The organism is Dermabacter hominis NBRC 106157 (genome assembly GCF_001570785.1).
GTDB lineage: Bacteria > Actinomycetota > Actinomycetes > Actinomycetales > Dermabacteraceae > Dermabacter > Dermabacter hominis.
Genome location: NZ_BCSI01000008.1, coordinates 1 through 23,438, shown reverse-complemented (window position 1 = coordinate 23,438; position 23,438 = coordinate 1). Strand labels below are relative to the sequence as shown.

The 23,438-nt window shown below is 63.6% G+C and carries 20 protein-coding genes; 13 read left to right on the top strand and 7 right to left on the bottom strand.

Annotated features, from left to right (window positions below; genetic code table 11):
• The gene (locus DEHOM01_RS07660) at positions 1–1,374 is read left to right on the top strand and encodes an MFS transporter (protein WP_061212228.1); all 1,374 of its coding nucleotides are present in this window, start codon (positions 1–3) and stop codon (positions 1,372–1,374) included.
• A gap of 102 nt (positions 1,375–1,476) precedes the next feature.
• On the opposite strand, the gene DEHOM01_RS07655 is transcribed toward DEHOM01_RS07660, so the two are convergent.
• Genes DEHOM01_RS07655 through DEHOM01_RS07640 form a run of 4 tightly spaced genes read right to left on the bottom strand, consistent with a single transcriptional unit; the run spans position 1,477 to position 5,433 of the window.
• Entirely contained in the window at positions 1,477–2,229 is a 753-nt protein-coding gene (locus DEHOM01_RS07655; RefSeq protein ID WP_061212227.1) for an iron ABC transporter ATP-binding protein, read from the bottom strand.
• Entirely contained in the window at positions 2,226–3,407 is a 1,182-nt protein-coding gene (locus DEHOM01_RS07650; protein WP_082738791.1) for an iron chelate uptake ABC transporter family permease subunit, read from the bottom strand. Before DEHOM01_RS07650 ends, DEHOM01_RS07655 begins: the two co-directional genes overlap by 4 nt.
• The gene (locus DEHOM01_RS07645) at positions 3,397–4,416 is read right to left on the bottom strand and encodes an ABC transporter permease (RefSeq protein ID WP_061212226.1); all 1,020 of its coding nucleotides are present in this window, start codon (positions 4,414–4,416) and stop codon (positions 3,397–3,399) included. Before DEHOM01_RS07645 ends, DEHOM01_RS07650 begins: the two co-directional genes overlap by 11 nt.
• Before the next feature lie 15 nt (positions 4,417–4,431).
• Complete coding sequence (locus DEHOM01_RS07640; RefSeq protein ID WP_061212225.1) at positions 4,432–5,433, bottom strand: siderophore ABC transporter substrate-binding protein; 1,002 nt, start codon at positions 5,431–5,433, stop codon at positions 4,432–4,434.
• Between the two features lie 391 nt (positions 5,434–5,824).
• Here DEHOM01_RS07640 and infC point away from each other — a divergent pair, with 391 nt between their 5' ends.
• From infC to DEHOM01_RS07615, 5 genes are read left to right on the top strand one after another with little or no spacing between them, the layout of a single operon-like run.
• Complete coding sequence (gene infC / locus DEHOM01_RS07635; RefSeq protein ID WP_051120580.1) at positions 5,825–6,412, top strand: translation initiation factor IF-3; 588 nt, start codon at positions 5,825–5,827, stop codon at positions 6,410–6,412.
• A 29-nt stretch (positions 6,413–6,441) separates the two neighbouring features.
• On the top strand, positions 6,442–6,636 hold the full coding sequence (gene rpmI, locus DEHOM01_RS07630) for a 50S ribosomal protein L35 (protein ID WP_016662964.1): 195 nt from the start codon (positions 6,442–6,444) through the stop codon (positions 6,634–6,636).
• A gap of 48 nt (positions 6,637–6,684) precedes the next feature.
• Positions 6,685–7,065 carry a 50S ribosomal protein L20 gene (rplT, locus tag DEHOM01_RS07625; RefSeq protein ID WP_016662963.1) on the top strand — a complete coding sequence of 127 codons (381 nt, stop codon included), beginning with the start codon at positions 6,685–6,687 and terminating at the stop codon, positions 7,063–7,065.
• 8 nt (positions 7,066–7,073) lie between these two features.
• Entirely contained in the window at positions 7,074–7,949 is an 876-nt protein-coding gene (locus DEHOM01_RS07620; protein WP_061212224.1) for a TrmH family RNA methyltransferase, read from the top strand.
• Complete coding sequence (locus DEHOM01_RS07615) at positions 7,943–10,042, top strand: bifunctional copper resistance protein CopD/cytochrome c oxidase assembly protein (protein WP_061212223.1); 2,100 nt, start codon at positions 7,943–7,945, stop codon at positions 10,040–10,042. The genes DEHOM01_RS07620 and DEHOM01_RS07615 overlap by 7 nt, the downstream gene beginning before the upstream one ends.
• Here DEHOM01_RS07615 and DEHOM01_RS07610 read toward each other — a convergent pair.
• A complete protein-coding gene (locus tag DEHOM01_RS07610; RefSeq protein WP_061212222.1) occupies positions 10,030–11,418 on the bottom strand; it encodes a family 4 glycosyl hydrolase in 1,389 nt (462 codons plus the stop codon). The two genes, DEHOM01_RS07615 and DEHOM01_RS07610, sit on opposite strands and share 13 nt — an antisense overlap.
• A 91-nt stretch (positions 11,419–11,509) precedes the next feature.
• Between DEHOM01_RS07610 and DEHOM01_RS07605 the strand changes: the two genes are divergently transcribed.
• Positions 11,510–12,517, top strand: coding sequence for a carbohydrate kinase family protein (locus DEHOM01_RS07605; protein ID WP_082738790.1), 1,008 nt, complete (start codon positions 11,510–11,512; stop codon positions 12,515–12,517).
• 18 nt (positions 12,518–12,535) lie between these two features.
• Here DEHOM01_RS07605 and DEHOM01_RS07600 read toward each other — a convergent pair whose 3' ends face one another.
• Complete coding sequence (locus tag DEHOM01_RS07600; protein WP_061212220.1) at positions 12,536–13,171, bottom strand: MBL fold metallo-hydrolase; 636 nt, start codon at positions 13,169–13,171, stop codon at positions 12,536–12,538.
• A gap of 39 nt (positions 13,172–13,210) precedes the next feature.
• Positions 13,211–14,314 (bottom strand): S-(hydroxymethyl)mycothiol dehydrogenase, encoded by a 1,104-nt coding sequence (locus DEHOM01_RS07595; RefSeq protein WP_061212219.1) that lies wholly within the window; start codon positions 14,312–14,314, stop codon positions 13,211–13,213.
• Between the two features lie 259 nt (positions 14,315–14,573).
• Here DEHOM01_RS07595 and pheS point away from each other — a divergent pair, with 259 nt between their 5' ends.
• The 6 genes from pheS (at position 14,574) to tyrS (ending at position 23,057) form a co-directional block, all read left to right on the top strand.
• Positions 14,574–15,644 (top strand): phenylalanine--tRNA ligase subunit alpha, encoded by a 1,071-nt coding sequence (pheS, locus tag DEHOM01_RS07590; protein ID WP_034374040.1) that lies wholly within the window; start codon positions 14,574–14,576, stop codon positions 15,642–15,644.
• A gap of 3 nt (positions 15,645–15,647) precedes the next feature.
• Positions 15,648–18,242, top strand: coding sequence for a phenylalanine--tRNA ligase subunit beta (gene pheT, locus DEHOM01_RS07585; RefSeq protein WP_061212218.1), 2,595 nt, complete (start codon positions 15,648–15,650; stop codon positions 18,240–18,242).
• Positions 18,243–18,409: 167 nt separating this feature from the next.
• Positions 18,410–18,952 carry an arginine repressor gene (locus tag DEHOM01_RS07580; RefSeq protein WP_061212217.1) on the top strand — a complete coding sequence of 181 codons (543 nt, stop codon included), beginning with the start codon at positions 18,410–18,412 and terminating at the stop codon, positions 18,950–18,952.
• A gap of 49 nt (positions 18,953–19,001) precedes the next feature.
• On the top strand, positions 19,002–20,243 hold the full coding sequence (locus DEHOM01_RS07575; protein ID WP_061212216.1) for an argininosuccinate synthase: 1,242 nt from the start codon (positions 19,002–19,004) through the stop codon (positions 20,241–20,243).
• A 5-nt stretch (positions 20,244–20,248) separates the two neighbouring features.
• The gene (gene argH / locus DEHOM01_RS07570; protein ID WP_061212215.1) at positions 20,249–21,709 is read left to right on the top strand and encodes an argininosuccinate lyase; all 1,461 of its coding nucleotides are present in this window, start codon (positions 20,249–20,251) and stop codon (positions 21,707–21,709) included.
• A 73-nt stretch (positions 21,710–21,782) separates the two neighbouring features.
• The gene (tyrS, locus tag DEHOM01_RS07565) at positions 21,783–23,057 is read left to right on the top strand and encodes a tyrosine--tRNA ligase (protein WP_061212214.1); all 1,275 of its coding nucleotides are present in this window, start codon (positions 21,783–21,785) and stop codon (positions 23,055–23,057) included.
• Positions 23,058–23,438: the final 381 nt, after the last annotated feature.

Genomic DNA, 23,438 nt, shown 5'->3' with positions numbered 1-23,438 from the left:
GTGGCTCTTTCGACGTACCGCGAGGTTCTCCAGGTTCCCAAGGCACCCTCCATTTATCTCCTTGGGTTCCTCGCACGCTTCCCGTTTTCTGCAACGGGTCTCGTGCTGACGCTCCACACCGTCATGAGCCTCGGCCAGAATTACATGATGGCCGGCCTCGTCGTGACCTCTTCGACCCTTGGTGCAGCGATCTCGGCGCCGTGGCGAGGGCGGCTCATGGATACGAAGGGGCTTGCGCGCACCCTCATCCCGCCGATCATCGTCAACCTCGCCTTTTGGGCGATCGCGCCGTTTTTGCCGTTCGGACTTCTCCTCCCAGCGGTCTTTGTTGCGGGGCTGTTTTCGATCCCGGTCTTTTCGATCGTGCGTACCTCCCTTTCGGTCGTCATCCCCGCAAAAATCCGTAAATCCGCGTTCGCTCTGGACTCCGTTATCACCGAGTTCGTGTTCATGCTCGGCCCGGCTGCGGGAACCGTCCTTGTCTTCACGTGGGGCTCGTACGTGGCGATGTGGGTGATTGGCGGCGCGGTTGTCATCGCCGGCATCGGGCTCATGATCGTTGACCCGCCCCTCTCGAGCGAGCAGATCGTGCTGCCCACACGTATGCCCGAGCCGCTCGAAGTTGCTGAGAGCGGCCTCGAGCGCTCGCCCGCAGCGGTCGCTGAGCGCATCGCCTTCGAGAACACACAAACCGGTCAAATCACCGCTCTGTCCCAGGCCGACCTCGACGAGACCTCTCCCGAAACGTCGCGAGCGCTCGACGAAGCCCGCTCCCTCGCGCGCAGGCAACTCCTCTCGCTCGGCGGCATCGCGATCCTCATCGCGACGGCGGTGGGCAGCGTCATCCTCGTCACCGGGGACCTGGGCATCGTTGCCCTCATGGAAGAGCTCGATCACAAAGACTTCATCGGCCCCGTCGTCGCGATCTGGTGCCTCGGCAGCGCGATCGGTGGCCTCGCCTACGGCGCCATGAAAAACGACCTTCACCCGCTGTGGGTGCTCTTCTGGCTGTCGATCGTGACCATGCCCATCGCGCTTGTATCGAACCTTCCCACGGCCTTCATCCTGTGCTTCATATCCGGCCTCGGGATCGCGCCGAGCATCGCCGCAACGGGCGAAGCGATCTCGCGGCGCGTCCCCGAGATTGCGCGCGGCGAGGCCATGGGCTGGCACGGCAGTGCCATGACGATCGGCTCGAGCCTTGGCAGCCCGATCGTGGGCGTCGTCATCGACGCGGGTGGCGCCGGCGCAGCGTTCTTTTCCGCGGGTGCTTTCGGTCTCGTCGTCGCCGTGTGCGGGCTCGTGGCCATGCGCGTGCATCGCTCGCGCGTGAGGGCGCGCGCCGCGAAAGAACTCGGCATCGAGGCAGCCTAGGCGATCGTCGGCCCCAAAACGGTCCAGGTAGCCGCCTGACGTGCCCTGATTTCCAGCCCGCCCGACCGATGTTTGCACCCGCAGATGGCGTGCGCGGCAGGTTTAGAAATAGACGGCGAGCGGCCCGCGCGGCCCGTCGACGACGTCGACGTCGGTCTTGAACACGCGCGAGAGGGTCTCGCCACACACGATTTCAGTGGGTGAGCCCTGGACGGTGACCTTACCGTCATTCATCGCGATGATGTGGTCCGCGTAGTGCGCCGCGAAGTTAATGTCGTGCACGACGATCACGACCGTGCGCCCCAGCTCGTCGCTCGCGCGACGAAGCTGTTTCATCATTTGCACGCTGTGCTGCATGTCGAGGTTGTTGAGTGGTTCATCGAGCAGCAGATATTCGGTGTCTTGCGCGAGCACCATCGCGACGTATGCGCGCTGGCGCTGGCCTCCCGAAAGCTCGTCGAGAAAGCGATTCTCGAGCGGCGTAAGGTTCACGAAATCGATCGCTTCGGACACGATCCTCTCGTCTTTGACGGTGAGCCGGCCACGCGAATACGGGAAGCGGCCAAAAGCGACGAGCTGACGCACCGTGAGGCGAGTGACGAAGTGATTGTCTTGGCGGAGGATCGCGAGCATCGTCGAGACCTCGCGCGAGGGCATCGAGGCGATATCGCGCCCATCGATCGTGACCGTGCCCGAATCCGCCTCGAGAAGGCGGCCAATCATGGTCAGGAGAGTAGATTTGCCCGCGCCGTTTGGGCCCACGAGAGCGGTGAGGCCGCTCGAAATCTCGACGTTGACGGGACCGATCTGTACGCCCTGCCCATAGTTTTTCGTGAGGTTCTCTACGCGAATCACAGGCGCCCCTTTCGGAGAATGAACAGCAAAAACGCGAGCCCGCCAATGAGCTCGATGATGACGGTGACCGCGCCCTGCGCGTTAAAGACGTGCCGGAGGATGAAGTAGGCGAGCGTCATGACGTCGTAGCCGATGAGGATCGCCGCGGGAAACAGGAGTCGGTGGTCGTAGGTGTCGGTGAGCTGGTAGGTGAGGGCGGCGATGAGGAAGCCGAGGAAGGTCATCGGGCCGACGAGCGAGGTCGTCATCGCCATGAGAATAGAGACGAGCAGTAGCACGAGGATCGTTGCGCGCTTGTGGTGAACGCCGAGGTTGGTCGCCGTTTCGCGCCCGAGTGCGAGGACGTTGAGGCGAGGCGAGTAAGCGAACAGCAGTGCTGCGGCGAGCACGACGATCGGGATCACGAACGGGAGGTGGGTGAGTTCGGCGTTTGAGATATTGCCGAACATGCGGGTGGTGAGAATGTCGAAATCGCTCGGATCAAGCAGCCGCTGCATAAACGTTGAGAGCGAGCCCAGGCCGCCGCCGAGGACGATTCCCACGAGGAGCATGACGTGAATGCTGCCCGTCTTAGAGTTGAGCAGCCAGCCGTACAAAAGCCCGGAGAAGCCCACCATGAGGGCCGCCATAAGGAAGAACTGCCCGGTACCCGTGAGCTGCGTAATCCCCGCCGCGCCAAGGAAAAATACCGCGGAGGTGTGCAAAAGGACGTACAGCGACTCGAAGCCCATGATCGAGGGCGTGATGATGCGGTTCGCCGTCGCCGTTTGGAAGGCGATGGTGGCGAATGCCTGGCACGTGGCGACCACCGCCATGACGACGATCGCACTCGCGCGCATCGTCGCGATCCGCCAGAAACCCTCGGTTCCGAAGGGCAGCGGGTTGTTCCACGCCAAGATTCCGGTGGTCGTCAGCACCGCAATCGTGGCGAGACTCGCGAGCAGGAGCGCGTATCGGGTGCGCGAGGAACGGGTGATGAAGGGACCGGAGTGTCGTTCGGGAGCGCACGCGCTTACGCGCGCTGGTCCGACGGTTGCCAGCAGATTGGGAATGCCCTTGCGTGTGCGCTGCTCCTGTGCTTTCTCGACGTCGCGAATGTCGGTGACAGTCGCGAGCGAGGGATCCTTGAGAGTTGCCGCGCTCGGATGGAGGGTGGGCTCGCGAGTGCTATCGGCCACGACGGTTCCTCCTCACGATGAGGACGAGAAAAACTGCTGCGCCGATGATGCCGAGCACGACGCTCACGGGCATCTCGAATGGGGCGATGATCGTGCGTGCGATGAGGTCGCAGACCGTCACGACCCACACCCCGAGCAGCATGACCCAGGGGAGGTTCGAGCGCAGATCGTCTCCGCGGATCATCGAGACCATGTTCGGGACGATGAGGCCGAGGAAGGGCAGGCGCCCCACGATCACGGTGACAATTCCGGTGGCTACTGCGACGAGGAAGACACCGAGAAAAACGACGGCGCGATAGTTGAGGCCCACGTTGGTGGCGACGTCCTTGCCGAGACCCGCGACCGTGAAGCGATCCGCGACGATGAATGCCGCGACGAGAACGAGGAGCACGAGGAAGAGGAGCTCGTAGCGGCCGCGCACGAGGCCCGTGAAACTTCCCGTGAACCAAATGCCGAGGCTTTGCAGCGTGTCGGTTTCGAGGGCAATAAAGGTTGTCAGTGACCCGACGACAGCGCCGAGCATGATGCCGACGATGGGCACGATGAGAGAGCTCTTGAGGCTTACGCGCTCGAGGAACCCAAAAAATACGAGGGTGCCGATAAGCGCGAAGATGATCGCACCGACCATGCGGGGAACGAGCCCTGCCGTAGGGAAGAGGATCATCACGGCTATGAGGCCGAGACTCGCCCACTCGGTCGTGCCCGTCGTGGAGGGCTCAACGAACTTGTTTTGCGTGAGCAGCTGCATGATGAGGCCGCACATCGCCATCGCGCTGCCCGACAGCACGAGCGCAAGCGTTCGTGGGACGCGCGTGATGAGGAAGATGTCCCATCCACGATCGCCACCCGTGATGTCGTAGACGCCCACGAAAAGTGAGAGCACGAGAAGGGCGAGGGTCGCGAAGAGAGCGACGATCAGGGCGATGCGATTGCGTCGAGGGCCCGCGAGCGAGGTTCCGCTCGCGGGCCTTCTCCGCTCCGCCGGTGGGGCGGCTTCTGTCACACTCATGCAGTCCTTTGTGCGTCAGCTCTTTTTCGACTCGAGAGCGTCCGCGAAGGTCTCGAGGAATTCCGTGTAGGCCTGGATGTCCTCGGTGATGTAGAAGTTCGAGGGCATGTACACGACGTGACCTTCGGTGATGGCCGTGACGTGCGCGAGGGCTTCAGCGTTCTCGATGAGTTCGGCGGCGGGCTTGTAACCTTCCTCGTCGGCGGCGACGGCCGCGTCGCGGTCCATGACGATGATCCAGTCGGGGTTCGCGGAGGCGATGGCTTCGAGCGATACATCGTCGCCTTTGTGGTCGCCGGTGCCTTCAACCTCGAGCGCGGGAGTGAGGCCCAGGACGGGGAACAGGGGGCCTATGGCCCTGCCCGTTTTGGGAGCCGCATAATTGATCGTTCCGCCCGAGGTAATGAGCCCCATGACCGTGTTGTCGGTGGAATATGCCGTCTTGACGCGCTCGATGGCGGCCTCGAAAGCCTCGATGAGCTTCTGCGCTTCGGTTTCGTGTCCGAGGGTGGCGCCGAGGAGTGTGATCTGGCGCTTGAGCTCGTCGTCGAGCGGTTTCTTCTCAGTGTCGATGTCGGTGTCGACGATCGCCGCGTTTGGCACGAGAGCCTTGATGTCCTCGTAGTACTGCGCGTAGCGCTGGCCATTGAGAACGAGATCGGGATCGGCAGCGACGAACTGTTCGAGGTCGGGTTCGCGGTGTGATCCCGAATCGAGAATGTTCTCGTCATCCTTGTAGGAAATGCCCTTCGGCATGAGCTGGCGCGGCGCGACGACCAGGTCGACTCCCCATGCCTCGAGGCTGCGGAAGATCCGGTTGTCGGTTGCACCAATGCGTTTCGGTGATACGGGAACGTCCACTTTGCCGCGAGCGTCGGTGACGGTGCGGGTGCCGCTCGCGTCGCTTGACGACCGGGCGTCCTGCTTTGTCGAGTCGCCACTGCACGAGGCGAGGGCGCCCGTGGAGCACGCGGCAAGGGTGAAGAGGCCGAGCTGTCGGCGCGTCATGGACGTCATAGAGTCTCTTTTCTGTGTCGTCCTCGGTCGCTCATCGACTGAGGTAAGGCTGCCCTATCCTTACAGAGGCCGCGCCGATTATGCAAAATCAGGATTTCTTAATTGGTGATGTGTGAGAAGTGAGGCGAACGGGAAAGTCGTAGGGGATGGGTGGCGTCGGGCTTGTAAGGCCTGCCACACGGGCGCGGCCACCCCTTCCGCACAATCGCGCCGCCTGCTAACGTTGTTGTTCGGAACATTCGCGTTCCCTTACAAGTGGAGCCCACTCCCACCCGAGCGGCCGAGGCTGCCGGGTCAGTACGAGACTCGCGCACCCTCGCGCGAGTTGGGCCTCCGCATGCACGGGGGCCTTTTTGATGTTCCAGGCATTTCTATTGTGTGAGGAGCAGTCATCAGCGAACAGCGAATCAACGGGCAGATCCGCTCGCCCAAGGTCCTTCTTGTGGGGCCCAACGGTGAACAGGTCGGGGAAGTCCGTATCGAAGACGCGTTGCGGCTCGCGAACGAAGCCGATCTCGACCTCGTCGAGGTTGCTCCGGGTGCGAACCCACCGGTCGCACGCCTCATGGACTACGGAAAGTTCAAATACGAAGCGAAGCTCAAAGCTCGCGAGGCGCGCAAGAACCAGGTCAATGCCCAGCAGAAGGAAATTCGCATGGGCCTCAAGATTGACACGCACGACTACGAGACCAAGAAGCGCAACGTCGAGAAGTTCCTCAACGGTGGCGACAAGGTCAAGGTCATGATTCGATTCCGCGGCCGTGAGCAGTCGCGCCCCGAAATGGGCATGAAGCTCATGCAGCGAATGGCTGAAGACGTCGCTGAAGCAGGCTTCGTCGAATCCCACCCGCGCGTCGATGGCCGCACGATGGTCATGGTGCTCGGGCCGCACAAGAAGAAGTCCCAGGCTCGCGCCGAAGCCCGCAAGCGCAAGAGCGATGCGGAAAAGGCCGCAGCGAAGGAAGCCAGCGCCGAATAGGGCGCTTAATCAGAAGGAGAACAGGCACTATGCCGAAGAACAAGACGCACTCCGGTGCGAAGAAGCGCATCCGCATCACCGGCTCCGGCAAGCTGCAGCGCCAACGCGCAAACGCGTACCACAAGGCCGAGGCCAAGACCTCGCGCCACAAGCGCCGCCTCGCCGGCGTGACCGACGTTGCCAAGAGCGACGTCAAGAACCTCAAGCGCATGCTTGGCCGCTGAGTTTTCAGCACCCCATAAGACTTTTCATTTCGACCAAAGGAGAATCACGTGGCACGCGTGAAAAGGGCGGTCAACGCCAAGAAAAAGCGCAGGGAGATCCTCGAACAGGCCTCCGGTTACAGCGGTCAGCGCTCGCGCCTGTACCGCAAGGCGAAGGAGCAGGTGCTCCACTCGGGTACCTACAGCTACCGCGACCGCAAGGTTCGCAAGAGCGACTTCCGTCGCCTCTGGATCCAGCGCATCAATGCTGCGGCACGCGCCAACGGCATGACCTACAACCGCTTCATCCAGGGTCTCGGCCTCGCGGGTGTCGAGGTTGATCGCCGTATGCTCGCCGAACTCGCCGTGAACGACTCGGCTGCGTTCGCCCAGCTCGTGACCATCGCGAAGAACGCCCTCCCGAAGGACGTCAACGCACCGGTAGCCTGATCTACCCAATGACACACTCTGAGCGCCCGGAGGGTGCGATGCTGACGCCGCGAAGTGCGCGGGTCGGAAAAATCGCCGCCCTTTCCGGGCGCTCAGTGCGTCAGCGCGAAGGTCGATTCCGGGTGGAGGGCCCCCAAGCGGTACGCGCGCTCCTCGAACGCGAAGCTCGCGACCGAGCCGAGGGGCGGGGCGGCATCCTCGACGAGCTCTACCTGACGACAAAAGCGCGCGACGCACATCCGGAGCTCGAGCAGCTTGCTGAAACGGTCGGCGCGCGCCCGCGCCTCGTCACCCCCGACGTCATTGAGGCCATGGTGCGCGAGCAGGGCCATCAGAGCGTCACAAATCCTCAGGGTGCCATCGCCGTTGCGCGAAGTGTGGAGCGTGACTGGCGTGATCTGCTCGATGCCCAGGGGACGGGGCCCGTGACGATCGTCGTGTGCGAGCGCCTTCAGGACCCCGGTAACGCCGGGCTCGTCATGCGCACGGCCGACGCCTCCGGTGCCCACGCCGTGTTCTTTTCCGAGGGCTCCGTCGACCCGCTCGCGCCCAAGGTTGTACGCGCAAGTGCCGGAAGCCTCTTTCACGTTCCTTTTGCCCGCAAGGTCCCCATGGGTGAACTCCTCGATGCGCTGCGCTCTCGCAACATCGCAACGGCGGCGACCAGCCCGCGAGGCGCGCAGAATCTATTTGACTGGACTCCACCCGAGCGCCTCGCGTGGCTCATGGGCAACGAGGCCCACGGTCTTGACGAGGCAACACTCGAGGCGGCCGATACTCGCGTGGCCATCCCGATTTACGGGAGCGCCGAATCCCTCAACCTTGCAACCGCCACAACCCTGTGCCTGTTCGAGTCGGCGCGCGCACGAGCAGGTGCGTGGTGAAAGGACTCTCGCGCACTCTCTTGCCCCTGAGCGTTCTCGTCATTGTTGCCGGTGGCCTCGCGGCGGTCCTTGGTCTCACCCTCACCGGTGAAGCAAACGGACCGCTTGCGAGCACGTTTGGCACCCTTACCAACGACCTTGTCGTTGCCGTCAAATGCGCCGAATACCTCGCGCTTGCCCTCGCCTTTGGCTATGCACTCACGCTGAGCCTCTTTCAGCCGGGCAGCGGCCGCACGCGCGGCCATAAGAGCCCTCGTCTGAGCGGTGTGCAGGATCGGCAGCGCCGGCTCGCCGTACTCTTCACCCTCGGCTACGCGCTGCTCCTCGCGCTCGGCACCTATCTCACGTACGCCAACGCGCGGGGCTCGATGTCCCCTCAGCAGCTCGGCTACTTCATATGGAGGACCGACCTGGGGCGCGCCACCGTGTGGGCCCTCGTCTTCGCCCTCCTATCCGCGGGGATCGGCGCCCTCACGAGGCACCTGCGCGGAGCAGGGTGGCTGACCGCCCTGCTTGCCCTGAGTGTCATCGCCCTCGGGTTCCTCGGGCACGCCGGCAACTCGACCGACCACCTCAACGCCGTCAACGCCATGATCGCGCACCTCCTTGGCGTTCTCACGTGGCTCGGTCCGCTCCTCGTGTTTCTTGCCGAAGCACACCGAACCGATACCGCGACTCTCGCAACGTGGCTCAAGCGCTATAGCCCGTGGGCTCTCTTTGCCATCCTCGCGCTCGTCTATTCCGGGATCATCAACGCCGCGATCCGGCTGGAAAACCCCGCGCAATTCGTCACCACTCGCTACGGATGGCTCGTGCTTCTCAAGGCCCTGCTTACGGTTGCCATCGCCGCGATTGGGTACGCGCAACGGCGCCGCGCGCTCACCCCGCTTGTGAATACCTACACCTCCGTCGCGCGCGGCGACAGGATGAAGGGAACCGTCGGACCGGCCCACGCGCATGCCGAGCGCGCAGCCCGCCGCGCCTTCGCCCGCCTCGCGCGCGTGGAGGTGCTTATTGCTGCCGTCATTCTCGGCGCCTCGAGTGCCCTCGGCCGTTCCCAGCCGCCGGTACCTCAGTACGTGCCGCCCGAGACCTATCGCGTACTTTCTCTCGTGGGATACGAGCCTCCGAGCGGCGAGTTCTCCCTCCTGAGCCTCATCACCGTATGGCAGATGGACTGGATGTTCACGGGCGTTGCTGCTCTCTTTGCCGTGCTCTACATCATGGGGCTGGCCCGTCTGCGTACACGCGGAGACCACTGGCCGCTCTCGCGCACGATCTTCTGGCTTGCGGGGTGTCTCGCACTTTTCTGGGTGATGAGCGGTGGTGCGGCCGCGTTCGGGCGCGTGCGTTTCGATGCCCACATGACCCAGCACATGGCGCTCATGGTTATTGTCCCGCCGCTTCTCGTACTCGGCGCGCCGGTCACGATGCTCAGCCGGGCCGCGACGCCCAGGAGCGACGGCTCGCGCGGCATGCGCGAGTGGATCCTCGCGATCCTTCACACGCGCTACGCGGCCGTCGTCTCAAGCCCGCCGATTGCCGGTTTCCTCTTCGCGGGCTCGCTCGTGCTGTTTTATTTCACCCCGTTTTTCACGTGGGCGATGTTCGAACACGTCGGTCACCTCCTCATGACCGTCCACTTCCTCCTTGCGGGCTACCTGTTTGCGTGGGTGATTATCGGCATCGACCCCGCCCAAAAGCCCATAAGCCCCGTGCTCAAGCTCGTCACGCTGCTTGTTACGCTCACGTTCCACGCCTTCTTTGGCATCGCTGTCGTGAGCGCGACCTGGCTCATCGGCGGAGATTGGTACACGCTTCTCAATATGTTCCCGCGCGCTGAACTTGAGCGTCAGCAATTTGCGGGCGGCTCGATCATGTGGGGTATCAGCGAGGTCCCCACGGCGTTCTATGCCCTCATCGCGGGAATCCAGTGGTCGCGCAGCGAAGAGAGGGCGGCCCGTAACTATGACCGCAAGGCGGAGCGCGACGGAGGAGCTGAGCTCGAAAACTACAACGCCTACTTGCGTGCCCTACAGGATGGCGAGGGCACGCACGTAGGCGATGAGTCTGATTCCGCTCAGCGGAGGTAGGCGAGGTCCTCGGCGAAGCTCTCTTTGGCCTTCTCGAGCAGCTCGCGCGCGACACCGACGCCGTCGACGAGCGGGTGGGAGAAGAACGCCTCGACGGCCAGATCGGCGCTTCCCTCGCGGGAAGCAGCGATCACGGTGCGCTCGGCGTTCTTGACCTGGGTGACGAGGGCGAGCTGGTGGCCTGTGAGCGGGGTGACCTCCAGTGGCGTCGCGCCATTAGAGTCGATGCGGCACGGAGCCTCGACGACGGCATCGTCCGGGAGCGACGGAATGCGGCCCCTATTGGGCGTGTTGACGATCAGCTCGGTCGCCTGATCGAAGGCGAGGGCCTTCATCACGGCGAGCGCAACGCGGTCGTAACCGCCCGATTCGATGTCCGCGGCCTCGCGCTCGATTCCACCCGCGGCTTCGCGGTTCGTCGCCATATACGTTTCTTCGCGCTCTTCACGCGTGCGGTTCCATGCCTCGAATGCCGCGTGCCCGTCGAGGTGCGCGGCTTCGCGATAGAAATTGGCCTGCTGGGAGGCAAGGAAGATCCCGCGCGTTGCTTCCGCGCGATCGTCGGCAAGGCGCGCTTCGCGCGCGTAGTAGTAGTAGTGCAGGTACTCGTTCGGCAGCGCGCCAATGTGCTGAACCCACTTGGCACCGAAAAGCTTGCCCTCCTCGAACGATTCAATGAGGTCGGGGCGCTCGAGAACCGTGGGGAGAACATCGCGGCCGTTCACGAGGATGCGGTGCACCCAACCGAGGTGGTTGAGGCCCAGGTAGTCGATGTGCACCGGACCGCCGGTTTCGAAGATGCGGCTGCTCGTGCCGGGGTCGACCTCGCCGGCATCTTCGAGTGCTGTGAGGGCGTGGCGAGCGAGGCCCACGGGGGAGTCGCAAATGCCGATCACGCGGTCACCGAGAATCTCGCTCGAGACCTCGGTAATGATTCCCGCGGGGTTCGTGAAGTTGATGAGGTAGGCGTTTGGGGCTTCGTCGCGGATTGCCTCCGCGATGGCCCTCGCCACGGGAATACCGCGAAGTGCGTAGCTCAGGCCGCCGAAGCCCGTCGTTTCCTGGCCGAGCACGCCGCACGAATGCGCGATGCGCTCGTCCTGCGCGCGGCCATCGGTGCCACCGACGCGAATCGCACTGAAAACGAAATCGGCTCCGCGCACCGCATCGCGCATGTCAGTAGCGATGCGTACGCTCGGCGCGTGGGGGACCGAGGCGGTCATAGCTTCGACGATCCGCGCCATCGTGCGCAGGCGCTCCTCGTTCGCGTCCCACAGGGTGAGGGCGCGAACCCGCTGTTCGGAGCTGTCCTTGAGGAGCGTGCGAACCATGAGCGGGACGCGGAAGCCTCCTCCACCGAGCAGCGTGAGTTTCATGTGAGGGCCTCCTCATGGGTGTGGTGTGAACGAGTGCGACAGGTGCACTCGCGTCTTTGACGGGCGCCCGTGCGCGCCATAGCCTTTTTACGTGACGAACCTGAATCAAAATCTAGCCTGCAACGATGCGGCACCAACGACCCTATCGCTTCGTGATCTCGCATGCGTGGGACCTGTGTTCCTCGATGTCCTTTTCACGCCTTTCACCCAGCTCCCGGAGCTTGGCGAGGAGTGCCATACGCAGTCTGTTGCCCTCGCTGTTGGAGGCGCGGCAAACGTTGCGCGTGCCGCGGCGGCGCTCGATATGGACGTCACGCTCGGAACCGAGCTTGGTGAAGGGCCCATTTCCCGACTCGTCGAGCCGATGCTCGAGGCCGACGGTGTGGGACTCGGAGCGAGCGTGAGGCGCGCGGGCTGGGATGTTCCGTGTACAGCGGCGATCCCGTACGAAGGCGATCGCATGTTCTACACGGGGGGCCTGCCGAGCGCTCCGCTTGCGACGACCGAGCATGTTCTTGCCGAGCAAGCGCAGCACCTCACGGTCTCGCTCGAGCGCGACACCATGCCTCTGCTTGCGGGGGAGCGGGAGCGCGGCACGCGAATCTGGGCCGACGTTGGCCACGACGACTCGGGCGCGTGGGATCCGGCGATCTTGCGCCACCTCGAGCATTGCTACGCGTTTTGCCCAAATGACGAGGAAGCCAAACGCTACACACGTACCGATTCCGCGCTCGAGGCCGCGCGCGCACTTGCCGATCGGGTGGAGCTCGTCGTGGTGTCTCGTGGCCGAAAGGGGCTTGTCGCGATCGATGCGGGTCGCGGTCAGGTGCTCGAGAGGCCGGGGTTTGTCGTCGAGCGCGCGAATGCGACGGGGGCGGGAGACACGCTCGTGGCGGCGCTCGTGACCGCGGTGGTCGCGGGGCGCGAGCTCGGGGACGCTCTCGATTTTGCGCAGCTCGTCGCCGCTGCGCGCGTTGCGGGTGCTGCCGCGCACGGTATGCCGCCGGGCAGAGAGGCGCTCAGCGCTTTCGCTGGCACGTATGGAGCGCGAGAAAAAGAGCTGGTCGAGGAGACCCTCGACCAGCTCGCTTCGCGGTAATTGCGGCGTGAGGCGCGTTTAGAGCCAGTCGCCCTTCGCGCGCTCACGCTCGGCGCCGATCGTTGTATCCGGGCCGTGGCCCGTGTGAACGATGGTCGCGTCGTCGAGGCTAAAGAGCTTTTCGCGGATGCTGTCCTCAATTTGCCCTCGGTCGCTGTAGGAGCGTCCGGTCGCGCCGGGGCCCCCTTCGAAGAGTGTGTCGCCGGAGAACACCTGATCGGGCTCGCCTTCGGTGGTGCTGCGCAGGAGGTAGCACACCGACCCGGGGGAGTGCCCGGGCGTGTGGATGACGTTGAGCTCGTGGTCGGCGATGCTGAAAGCGTCGCCGTCCTCAAGGTCGGCATCCCATTCGAGATCCCCGTGGGTGAGTGCCCACAGCTTCTTATCGCCCGGGTGCAGGAGCATCGGTGCGTCAAAGCGCTCGGCGAGCTCAGGGGCAAAACGCGCGTGGTCGTCGTGGGCATGCGTCAAGAGGATCGCGAGGAGCGTACGCTCGCCCACGAGCTTTTCAATGGTGTCGATGTCGTGTGGAGCGTCGATCACGACGCAGTCCTCGTCGTTGCCGACGACCCACACGTTGTTGGCGACGTCGAATGTCTCGCCGTCGAGGGTGAATGTGCCCTCGGTGACGGCATGGTCGATTCGGAGGTTCATGGTGAAGTCCTTTTTCGGTGATGTGCGTGAGGGTTGGATTTAGGCGCGTGGCATTTCCACGACGCTGCGGAGGATGGTGCCGCCCTTCATGCGTTCGAAAGCGCCCTCGACATCCGTGAGCGCGATGCGTTCGCTCACAAATTCGTCGAGGGGTAGGCGGCCTTGTGCGAAGAGGTCAGCGAGGTACGGAAAGTCGCGCTCGGGCAGGCAGTCCCCGTACCACGAGCTCTTGAGGGAGCCGCCCCGGCTGAACACGTCGATCAGGGGCAGCGTGATCTCGGCGGTGGGGTTTGGGACGCCGACGAGGACAACACGCCCCGCGAGGTCGCGCCCGTAGAAGGCCGCGGTGTACGTGGCGGGGATACCGACGGCATCGACGACGACGTCGGCACCAAAGCCGCCCGTGAGCTCCCGGATTCTTTCGGCAACCTCCTCGGGTTCGAGCCCTTTCGTGGCAACCGTGTGGGTGGCTCCGAGGGCGCGTGCTTTGTCAAACTTCTTGTCGTCGAGGTCGAGAGCGATGATCGTGGTGGCGCCCCCGAGTTTTGCGCCGGCAACGGCGGCGAGGCCGACGCCACCCGCGCCGATCACTGCAACCGACTCACCACGCTGGACCTCGCCCGTGTTGAGCGCCGCGCCGATTCCGGCCATGACGCCGCATCCGAGGAGGCCGACGGCTGCCGCATCGGCATTGGGATCGACCTTCGTGCACTGGAGTTCGTGAACGAGGGTTTTTTCGGCGAAGGAGCCGATGCCGAGGGCAGCCGTGAGTTCGGTGCCGTCGGTGAGGGTCATCGGTTTCGAGGCATTGAAGGTGTCGAAGCAGTATTTCGGCTCACCTTTCTTGCATGCGCGGCACTGCCCGCACACGGCGCGCCAGTTAAGGATGACGGTGTCTCCAACCTCGACGTGGGTGACATCCTCGCCGATCTCACTCACGACTGCGGTTGCCTCGTGACCGAGCAGAAACGGGTAGTCGTCGGTGATGTCTCCGTTGCGGTAGGCGAGATCGGTGTGGCACACCCCGCACGTGTTTACGTCGACGATCACGTCGCGCGGGCCGGGCTCGGGAATCATAATGTCGACGAGTTTCGCGGGTTCATGTGCGGCGAAGGAGACGAGTCCTTGGACTGTCGTGGGCATATGAGGAGCCTTTCTGTTGTCGCGCGGTCAAGGCGTGGGTGAACGCCCGGATGGGTGCGCGTGCGCCGCCAGGTGCGGAGCTTTGCGCTGAGAGGGCGTGCAAGCCCCACCGTATCGCCCACGTATCATTGCTAATGCAAAGAACGTGCACCCCGCGTATGTATCCGATGCCAGCGGCGATCGAGTGCGGGCATGCGCGCGTGCTGTGTCAACGTGAGGATGTGGAGAATTCGTGTCAGATGTGACGAACAGTGTGGACATGAGCGAGGAGGCGATCGCGCGCGCGGTCGATTCTGCGCTCGCCGCGATTGCGGAGGCCACGACGTCGGCCGAGATCAAGCAGGTGCGCATCGCCCATGTCGGGGACGATTCCCCGCTTTCACGCGCGAACCGCGGTATTAAGGATCTGCCCAACGAGAAGAAGGCCGCTGCTGGCAAACTCATCGGCGGTTCCAAGGGGCGCGTGCAGCAGGCACTCGCGGCGCGCTCGAAGGAGATCGCCGAAAAGGAAGAAGCTGAGGCGCTCGCGAAGGATCGCGTGGATGTCACGACAGCAGTTGACCGGCTTCCGCGCGGTGCACGCCACCCGCTCGGCATCCTCCAGGATCGCATCGCGGACGTCTTCGTTGGTCTCGGTTGGGAAATCGCCGAAGGCCCAGAGATCGAAGCCGAGTGGTTCAACTTCGACGCGCTCAACTTCGACGAGGACCATCCTGCGCGCCAGATGCAAGACACGTTCTACGTTGCGCCCGAGGGAAGCGGCCAGGTGCTGCGAACGCACACCTCTCCCGTTCAAGCGCGCACGTTGCTTGAGCGCGGCGTTCCCCTCTACATCGCCTGCCCCGGCAAAGTTTTCCGTACCGATGAACTCGATGCCACCCACGCCCCCGTGTTCAACCAGGTCGAGGGGCTCGCGATTGACCGGGATCTGACGATGGCGGATCTCGTGGGTACGCTCGACAAAGTCGCCGAGGCCCTGTTTGGCGGCAAGCCGATCACGCGTCTGCGTCCTTCATACTTCCCGTTCACCGAACCGAGCGCCGAGATGGACTTCCGATGCTTCAAATGCGAGGCGAAGAACGGTCTCGATGCCGATGCGGATCCCGCGTGCCGCGTGTGCAGCGGAACGGGCTGGATTGAAATGGGCGGCTGCGGCATGGTCAACCCCGCTGTGCTTCGCGCGTGCGGGATCGATCCGAGTGAATACCGCGGCTTCGCGTTCGGCCTCGGAATTGAACGCATCCTCATGCTGCGAAACTCGGTAACGGACATGCACGACATCGTGGAGGGCGACGTGCGCTTCTCCCAGCACTACGGAACGGAGATCTGAGCAATGCCCCGCATTCCCCTTTCATGGCTCGGCGAACACGTTGAGCTTGCCGATGGCGCTAATGCCGAGGCTGTCGCAGCCTCGCTCGTCTCCGTCGGCCTCGAGGAAGAAGGTATCTTTGGCGCTCAGGTCACGGGGCCCCTCGTCGTGGGCCGCGTCTTGAACCTCGTCAAGGAAACCCACAAAAACGGTAAGACCGTCAATTGGTGCCGCGTCGACGTTGGCGACGCGCACAATGAAGCACTCGACAATCCGAAAGATCCGCAGCCCGGCGAAGAAGTGCCGAGCCGCGGCATCATTTGCGGTGCGCACAACTTCGTCGAGGGTGACCTCGTCGTGGTGTCGCTTCCCGGAACAGTTCTTCCCGGGAACTTCGAGATTGCGGCACGCAAGACCTATGGTCACCTTTCCGACGGCATGATCTGCTCGACCAGCGAGCTGGGCCTCGGCGAGGATCCCGAGGACGGCATCATCGTTCTCGGCCGTGGGATCGCCGACGGTATCGAAGCGAAGCCAGGCGATGACGCGATCGCCCTTTTTGGCCTCGATGAGGAAGTCGTCGAAATCAACGTGACGCCCGATCGCGGCTACTGCTTCTCGATGCGAGGCGTTGCGCGCGAGTACTCCCACGCGACCGGGGCGCGTTTCACCGACCCCGCCCTTGAGGTCGAGGTGCCCGAGGCAAGCGGTGAGGGCATTCAGGTCCTCCTCGAAGATGACGCCCCGATCCGCGGCAACGTCGGCGCGACCTCCTATGTCGCCCAGCGCGTGAACGGCGTGGACACCTCGGCGCCTAGCCCTCGCTGGATGCAGCAGCGCCTTTCGCTCGCTGGCATGCGTCCGATCTCGCTCATCGTCGACGTCGGCAACTACGTCATGCTCGATCTCGGCCAGCCGCTGCACATGTTCGATGCCGCGAAGCTTACGGAACCGATCGTGGTGCGCCGCGCTAAGCAAGGCGAGGTGCTCACGACTCTCGACGACAAGGCCCGCACGCTTCACCCCGAGGACCTCGTGGTGGCGGACTCGACCGGTGGTCATGGCGCACGTCCCGTCGCGCTCGCGGGCGTCATGGGCGGAAGCGAAACCGAGGTCGACTCCTCGACCGTCGATGTCGTGATCGAGGCTGCGCACTTCGACCCGACGACTCAGGCGCGCACCGCGCGCCGCCACAAGCTCGTGTCCGAGGCCGGCAAGCGTGGCGAGCGCGGGGTCGATCCTGTGCTGGTGGAGGTTGCAGCCCGGCGTGCCGCCCAGCTCCTCGTCGAGTACGGCGGTGGAACGCTTGACTCGAACCGAACGCACGCGCGCGCCGGACAGGAGGTCGCGACCGAAATTTCGCTGCCTCTTGACTACGCGGAGCGCGTCGTGGGCGTTGCATACACGCGTGAGCAGGTCGTCGGATCGCTCGAGAAGATCGGCTGCACCGTATCTTCCGCCGCAGGGGGAGACAACGGAGAGGAAACTCTCGTGGTTGTTCCGCCCACGTGGCGCGGCGATCTTCGCATCCCCGAGGATCTCGTCGAGGAGATTGCGCGGCTCGAGGGCTATGACGCGATTGCGTCGAGGCTGCCATCGGCCCCCGGCGGGCGCGGCCTCACTCGCGCCCAGCGGGCGAGGCGTGCCGTCGCAAATGCCCTCGCCGAGGCGGGCGCGACCGAAGTCGTGAGCTTCCCGTTCACGAACGACAAGACTTTCGCGAAGCTTCGTTTGCCGGAGGATTCTCCGCTGCGCAATGCGGTGCGACTGCTCAATCCGCTCGCTGACGATGAACCGCTCATGCGAACGGCGATTCTCGAAACTCTTCTTCCCGTTGCTCAGCGCAATCTCGCGCGCGGCGAGGATTCGGTTGCGGTCTTCGAGTCCGGTCTCGTTTTCGAAAAGCGAGGCGAACGCGTTCCGGTGCCGAGTGCTTCCTCGCGCCCCAGCGATGCCGAGTTGGAGGAGATCGCTTCCTCGCTCGCGAAGCAAGATGGCCACGTTGCGCTCGTGGCGGGCGGCCCCATCACTGCTGCGGGGCCGTTGACCAAGCCGCGTGCGTGGGACTGGGCCGATGCGATTGCCTTCGCGCGTCGCGTCGCTGCCGCTGCCGGTACTGAACTCGTGATCGAACAGGGAACAGCGAGTGCTTTCCACCCGGGTCGCACGGCGATCCTGTCGACCGTTGAGGGGGAGCGTGTGGGCGTTGCCGGCGAACTTCACCCGACGGTCATCAAGGCGTTCAGTCTTCCGAAGAACGCGGCTGCGTTCGAGCTTGATCTCGAAGCCGTGATTGAGTCCGCGCCCGCCCTGGTGCCGGCGGAGCCGATCTCGACGTTCCCGATCGCCAAGGAAGATTTTGCTTTCGTCGTGAATGACGACACGCCCGCCGAGGCCGTGCGTGCGGCCCTCATCGTGGGGATTGGCGATGTTGCGGAAGAGGTTCGCCTCTTTGACGAATATCGCGGTGACCAGGTCCCTGAGGGCAAGAAGTCGCTCGCATTCGCCGTACGTCTTAGGCCTCATGAGAAAACGCTCAAGGGCGCCGAGATCGACGAGATCCGTGCCCGAGCCATCGCCGCGGTTGAATCGGCCGTGGGTGGTGAGCTGCGCGCCTAAGGACTTCGCCCCTCGCGGGTAAGGAGTCGGCCTGAGCCCCGTCGCTTGCATTGAGCGGCGGGGCTCAGGCTCTTTATGTATAGTCATGCATGTGACTGCAATAAAATGCTTTGGTGGTGCGCGGTGTGCCGCCCGCGCGAGGATCCCCGCGGCATGAAAGGACATCGATGAGCGATCAACCGCAGCAACCGCAGACCAAGATCTCGCGCCAACGCAAGATCGTCGACATCCTGAACCGCACCGAGGTCACATCGCAAACCGCTCTTCTCGCGCTTTTGGAGAAAGACGGCGTGAGCGTTACCCAGGCGACGCTGTCGCGCGACCTCGTGGAGCTGCGTGCCGAAAAGGTGCGCTCGAGCTCCGGTTCTCTCGTGTACATGCTCCCTCCCGAAGGCGGCGAGCGGGTTCACAGTTTGCGACGCCCACCCTCGCAAGAACACTACGCGGCGAGGCTTCAACGCCTCGCGGAAGAGCTGCTCGTGAGCGCGGAGGCAAGCGACAACCTGGTGGTCGTGCGCACGCCGCCCGGGGCCGCACAGTATCTCGCGAGCGCACTGGATCACTCCGTGCTGCCCTCGATCCTCGGCACGGTTGCGGGAGACGACACGATCCTCATTGTCGCTCGAGGCGCAGCGCAGGGGCGCGAACTCGCGTCTACGCTGCGCGAGCTCGCCGACGGTCGCCGGATAACAGCCGACGACCACACGTAGAACACGGATGCGAGCCACCCCGATCCACTCGACCTAGGAGGAAAAACCCATGACAGAACGCATCGTTCTTGCCTACTCAGGCGGTCTCGATACATCCGTGGCTATCGGCTGGATCCACGACGCCACGGGCGCTGACGTCATCGCGTGCGCGGTGGATGTTGGCCAGGGAGGTGAAGACCTCGAAGTAATCCGCAAGCGTGCGCTGGACTGCGGTGCCGTCGAAGCATACGTCGCCGATGCACGTGAGGAGTTCGCGAGCGAATACTGCATGCCCGCTCTCAAAGCGAACGCCTTGTACATGGACGCGTACCCGGTCGTTTCCGCGCTTTCGCGCCCCGTGATCGCAAAACATCTCGTGAAGGCCGCAAAGAAATACGGTGCGAGCACCGTCGCGCATGGCTGCACCGGCAAGGGTAACGACCAGGTGCGATTCGAGGTCTCAATTACCTCGCTCGCCCCGGAACTTCAGTGCATCGCACCCGTGCGAGACCTCGCACTCACTCGCGACAAGGCAATCGACTACGCGGAGAAAAACAACCTTCCGATCACCACGACGAAGCACAACCCGTTCTCCATTGACCAGAACGTTTGGGGACGCGCGATCGAAACCGGGTTCCTCGAGGATATTTGGAACGAGCCGACGAAAGACGTGTACAACTATACGGATGACCCGGCATTTCCACCGGTCGCCGATGAGCTCGTCGTGACGTTCGAGCGCGGCATCCCGGTCGCTATCGACTCTCGTGCAGTGAGTCCGCTCGAAGCGATCCAAGAGATGAACCGCCGTGCTGGAGCTCAGGGAATTGGCCGCATCGACATCGTCGAGGACCGACTCGTAGGCATCAAGTCGCGCGAGATTTATGAGGCCCCGGGAGCGATGGCGCTCATCGAGGCGCACCGCGAACTCGAGCGTGTGACCCTCGAGCGCGAGCAGGGGCGCTTCAAGCGTGAGGTGCAGGACCGCTGGACTGATCTCGTCTACGACGGCCAGTGGTTTAGCCCCCTCAAGCGCTCACTCGAGGCCTTCATCGACGACACCCAGCGTTACGTGAGTGGCGAGGTTCGCATGCGCCTGCACGGCGGCCGCGCGACGGTTACCGGTCGCCGCAGCGACAGCAGTCTCTACGACTTCAATCTCGCGACCTACGACGAAGGCGACGCCTTCGACCAATCGCATGCGAAAGGCTTCATTGAGATCTACGGTCTCGGCTCGAAGCAGGCAACGGCTCGCGATGAAAAGTTCGGCAACGCCCCCTCCCTCGAGGCTAACGTCGGCGCTAGCGAGGAGTGAGACACATGAACGATACACACGAGGCACACACGCGCACAGATGCGCCGGAGGAATCTGTCGAACGCGTCGCCCTGTGGGGCGGGCGCTTCGCTGCCGGTCCGGCCGACGTCATGGCTGCCCTTTCCAAGTCCACTGACTTCGACTGGCGCCTCGCGCCGTACGATGTGCGCGGCTCGAAGGCGCACGCGCGCGTCCTCGCACGCGCGGGGCTCTTGAGTGAGAGCGAGCTTCGCGACATGCTCGCGGCGCTCGACGAGCTCGGGCGGCGCGTTGAAACCGGGGAGTTTACGCCACACGTGAGCGATGAGGACGTGCACTCCGCCCTCGAGCGAGGCCTCCTTGAAATCGCTGGCCCGGCCCTCGGAGGGAAGCTTCGCGCGGGCCGTTCACGCAACGACCAAGTCGCGACCCTTGGGCGCATGTATATTCGCGACCACGCCCGCGTGATTGCGGCACTCACGCTCGATGTCGTAGACGCGCTCATTCAGCAAGCGTCGGAATACCCCGAGGCTCCCATGCCGGGCCGCACCCACCTTCAACACGCCCAGCCCGTGTTACTCGCGCACCACCTTCTCGCCCACGCGTGGCCGCTCATGCGCGACGTCGAGAGGCTACGTGACCTGGACGCGCGCGCAGCGATCTCGCCCTACGGTTCGGGCGCCCTCGCGGGATCGTCACTCGGGCTTGACCCCGAGGCAGTCGCGGTCGAACTCGGTTTTGATGCGGCGAGCGAAAACTCGATTGACGGCACGTCCGCGCGCGATGTGTACGCCGAGTACTCGTGGTGTCTCACGATGCTCGGAGTCGACCTTTCGCGACTGTCTGACGAGATCATCGTGTGGAACACGAAGGAATTCGAATTCGTGACCCTGGACGACGCCTATTCGACCGGATCATCGATCATGCCGCAAAAGAAGAACCCCGACGTCGCCGAGCTTACGCGCGGCAAGGCCGGTCGCTTCATCGGCGATCTCGCCGGGCTGCTCGCAACGCTCAAAGCGATGCCCCTTGCCTACAACCGCGACCTGCAGGAAGACAAGGAGCCGATGTTCGATCAGACCGACCAGCTCGAATTGCTCCTGCCAGCATTCGCGGGCATGGTGCGTACCCTCTCCTTCAACACCGAACGAATGGCGTATCTCGCGCCGCGCGGTTTTGCCCTGGCAACGGATATCGCCGAATGGCTCGTGCGCCAGGGAGTTCCCTTCCGCGAGGCTCACGAGATTTCCGGCGGATGCGTCCAACTCGCAGAATCGCGAGGCGAAGAGCTGTGGGACTTGAGCGACGAGGATCTCGCGTCGGTCTCGCCCTCTCTCAAGCCCGAGGTGCGCGGCGTTCTCACAACCCTCGGATCGATCGACTCGCGTTCCTCGAAAGGGGGAACGGGGCGAAAAAGCGTCGCGACCCAGCTTCGACAAGCAAAAGTGACCTCGAGCGAACTGCGGGAGTTCGCGAAGCCTCTCTAAGAGGGCGTGCGCTACTGTGGAGAAGATGCGCGGCGTGTGAGAGCCGCCCTGACGAAAGGAATGGAGAGGCACGATGGTCAACATCGTTGACGAGCTTGAATGGCGTGGCCTGCTGGTGAATTCGACCGGGATCGAGGCGATCCGCACCGCAGCAAACGAGGGCCCGATCAAGCTCTATTGCGGTTTTGACCCGACCGCGTCCTCCCTCCACGTTGGGCACCTCACACAGATTCTCACCATGCGTCGCTTTCAGCTCGCGGGCAACAAGCCGTTCGCCCTCGTCGGCGGCGCTACGGGCCTCGTGGGTGATCCCCGTATGTCGGGCGAGCGCAAGATGAATTCGGCCGACATCGTGGCGACCTGGGTTGAGTCGCTCCGCGGCCAGATTGAGCGCTTCCTCGATCCCGAAGGCGAATTCAGGGTCACGATGGTCAATAACTACGACTGGACCAAGGATCTCAACGTCTTGAGTTTCCTTCGCGATTACGGCTCGCAGTTCCGCATGGGCACGATGCTGTCGAAGGAAATCGTCGCGAAACGCCTGAACTCCGAAGAAGGCCTCAGCTACCTCGAGTTCTCGTACCAGATTCTCCAAGCGATGGACTTCCTTGAGCTGTACCGACGCTACGGTGTGACGCTTCAGTATGGCGGAAACGACCAGTGGGGCAACATCGTTGGCGGTGCAGAGCTGATCCGCAAAGTCGAGGGCGTGCAAACGCATGCCCTCACGACCCCGCTCGTGACGAAGGCCGATGGAACGAAGTTCGGTAAGAGCGAGGGCGGCGCCGTGTGGCTCGATCCCGAGCTCACGAGTCCGTATGCCTTCCACCAGTTCTGGCTCGGAGCTGACGACCGCGATGTCCTCAAGTACCTGAGGTTCTTCACATTCCGCCCGGCGGAAGAACTCGCGGAGATCGAGGCTGCCACGGCTGAGCGTCCACATGAGCGTGCCGCGCAGAAACTTCTCGCGGACGACATGACGACTCTCGTCCACGGCGAGCAAGCGACCGCGCAAGCGAAGGCGGCGGCTTCTGTGCTGTTCGGGCGCGGAGATGTGCGTGAGCTCGATGGTCCGACGGTTGCCGTGATCGCAGGGGAGCTTCCGTGTGTGGAGCTTCCCGCGACGGCGAACATCGTCGAGGCCTTTACAGCTACCGAGCTTTTGAACTCGAACGGCGCAGTGCGGAGGGCGCTCAAGGAAGGGGGCCTCTCGGTTAACGGCGAAAAGATTGCGGGCGACGTCGACGTTCTTGAGACCGAGCTAGGCGCGTACACCCTGCTTGCCGGTGGCTACCTGCTGCTGCGGCGCGGCAAGAAGAATGCCGCCATGGTGAAAGTTGCAAGTTGAGCACGCGGTGAACTGCTGCTGAACACGCCTACTTAGCGCCTGCTGCCCCCTCGATAAGGGCCGCAGGCGCTTTGCATTGTGGCGGTGAGCACGCGGGTGCCTAAGTGGCTTGACCAGGGGTGCGGGGTCGCGTAGTGTTTTTGTTCGTTGGTTCGCGAAGCCGAAGAAATTCGACTTCTAGCCGCGGCCGAAAGTGGCCGCCGTGAAGATCGTGCACGAACCCCGGGTGAGCATCCGGTAAAGAGTGGCACGGAACACGGTGAGTCAACTTGACCGGGTCGGAAAGGGTTGCTAAGCTAGTGACTCGCGCCGAGAGGTCGAGTGAACTTCCGGCGAACATCAGCTCCTCGCGGGCCCCACGAAAATGGGGTGAGTGGGGTG

Bases quoted from the DNA above. Each gene is read 5' to 3' on its own strand.
- DEHOM01_RS07645 (WP_061212226.1), bottom strand. From the start codon at position 4,416: ATGAGTGTGACAGAAGCCGCCCCACCGGCGGAGCGGAGAAGGCCCGCG.
- DEHOM01_RS07640 (WP_061212225.1), bottom strand. From the start codon at position 5,433: ATGACGTCCATGACGCGCCGACAGCTCGGCCTCTTCACCCTTGCCGCG.
- rpmI (WP_016662964.1), top strand. From the start codon at position 6,442: ATGCCGAAGAACAAGACGCACTCCGGTGCGAAGAAGCGCATCCGCATC.
- DEHOM01_RS07620 (WP_061212224.1), top strand. From the start codon at position 7,074: ATGACACACTCTGAGCGCCCGGAGGGTGCGATGCTGACGCCGCGAAGT.
- DEHOM01_RS07610 (WP_061212222.1), bottom strand. From the start codon at position 11,418: ATGAAACTCACGCTGCTCGGTGGAGGAGGCTTCCGCGTCCCGCTCATG.
- DEHOM01_RS07600 (WP_061212220.1), bottom strand. From the start codon at position 13,171: ATGAACCTCCGAATCGACCATGCCGTCACCGAGGGCACATTCACCCTC.
- DEHOM01_RS07595 (WP_061212219.1), bottom strand. From the start codon at position 14,314: ATGCCCACGACAGTCCAAGGACTCGTCTCCTTCGCCGCACATGAACCC.
- pheS (WP_034374040.1), top strand. From the start codon at position 14,574: ATGAGCGAGGAGGCGATCGCGCGCGCGGTCGATTCTGCGCTCGCCGCG.
- pheT (WP_061212218.1), top strand. From the start codon at position 15,648: ATGCCCCGCATTCCCCTTTCATGGCTCGGCGAACACGTTGAGCTTGCC.
- DEHOM01_RS07580 (WP_061212217.1), top strand. From the start codon at position 18,410: ATGAGCGATCAACCGCAGCAACCGCAGACCAAGATCTCGCGCCAACGC.
- DEHOM01_RS07575 (WP_061212216.1), top strand. From the start codon at position 19,002: ATGACAGAACGCATCGTTCTTGCCTACTCAGGCGGTCTCGATACATCC.
- argH (WP_061212215.1), top strand. From the start codon at position 20,249: ATGAACGATACACACGAGGCACACACGCGCACAGATGCGCCGGAGGAA.
- tyrS (WP_061212214.1), top strand. From the start codon at position 21,783: ATGGTCAACATCGTTGACGAGCTTGAATGGCGTGGCCTGCTGGTGAAT.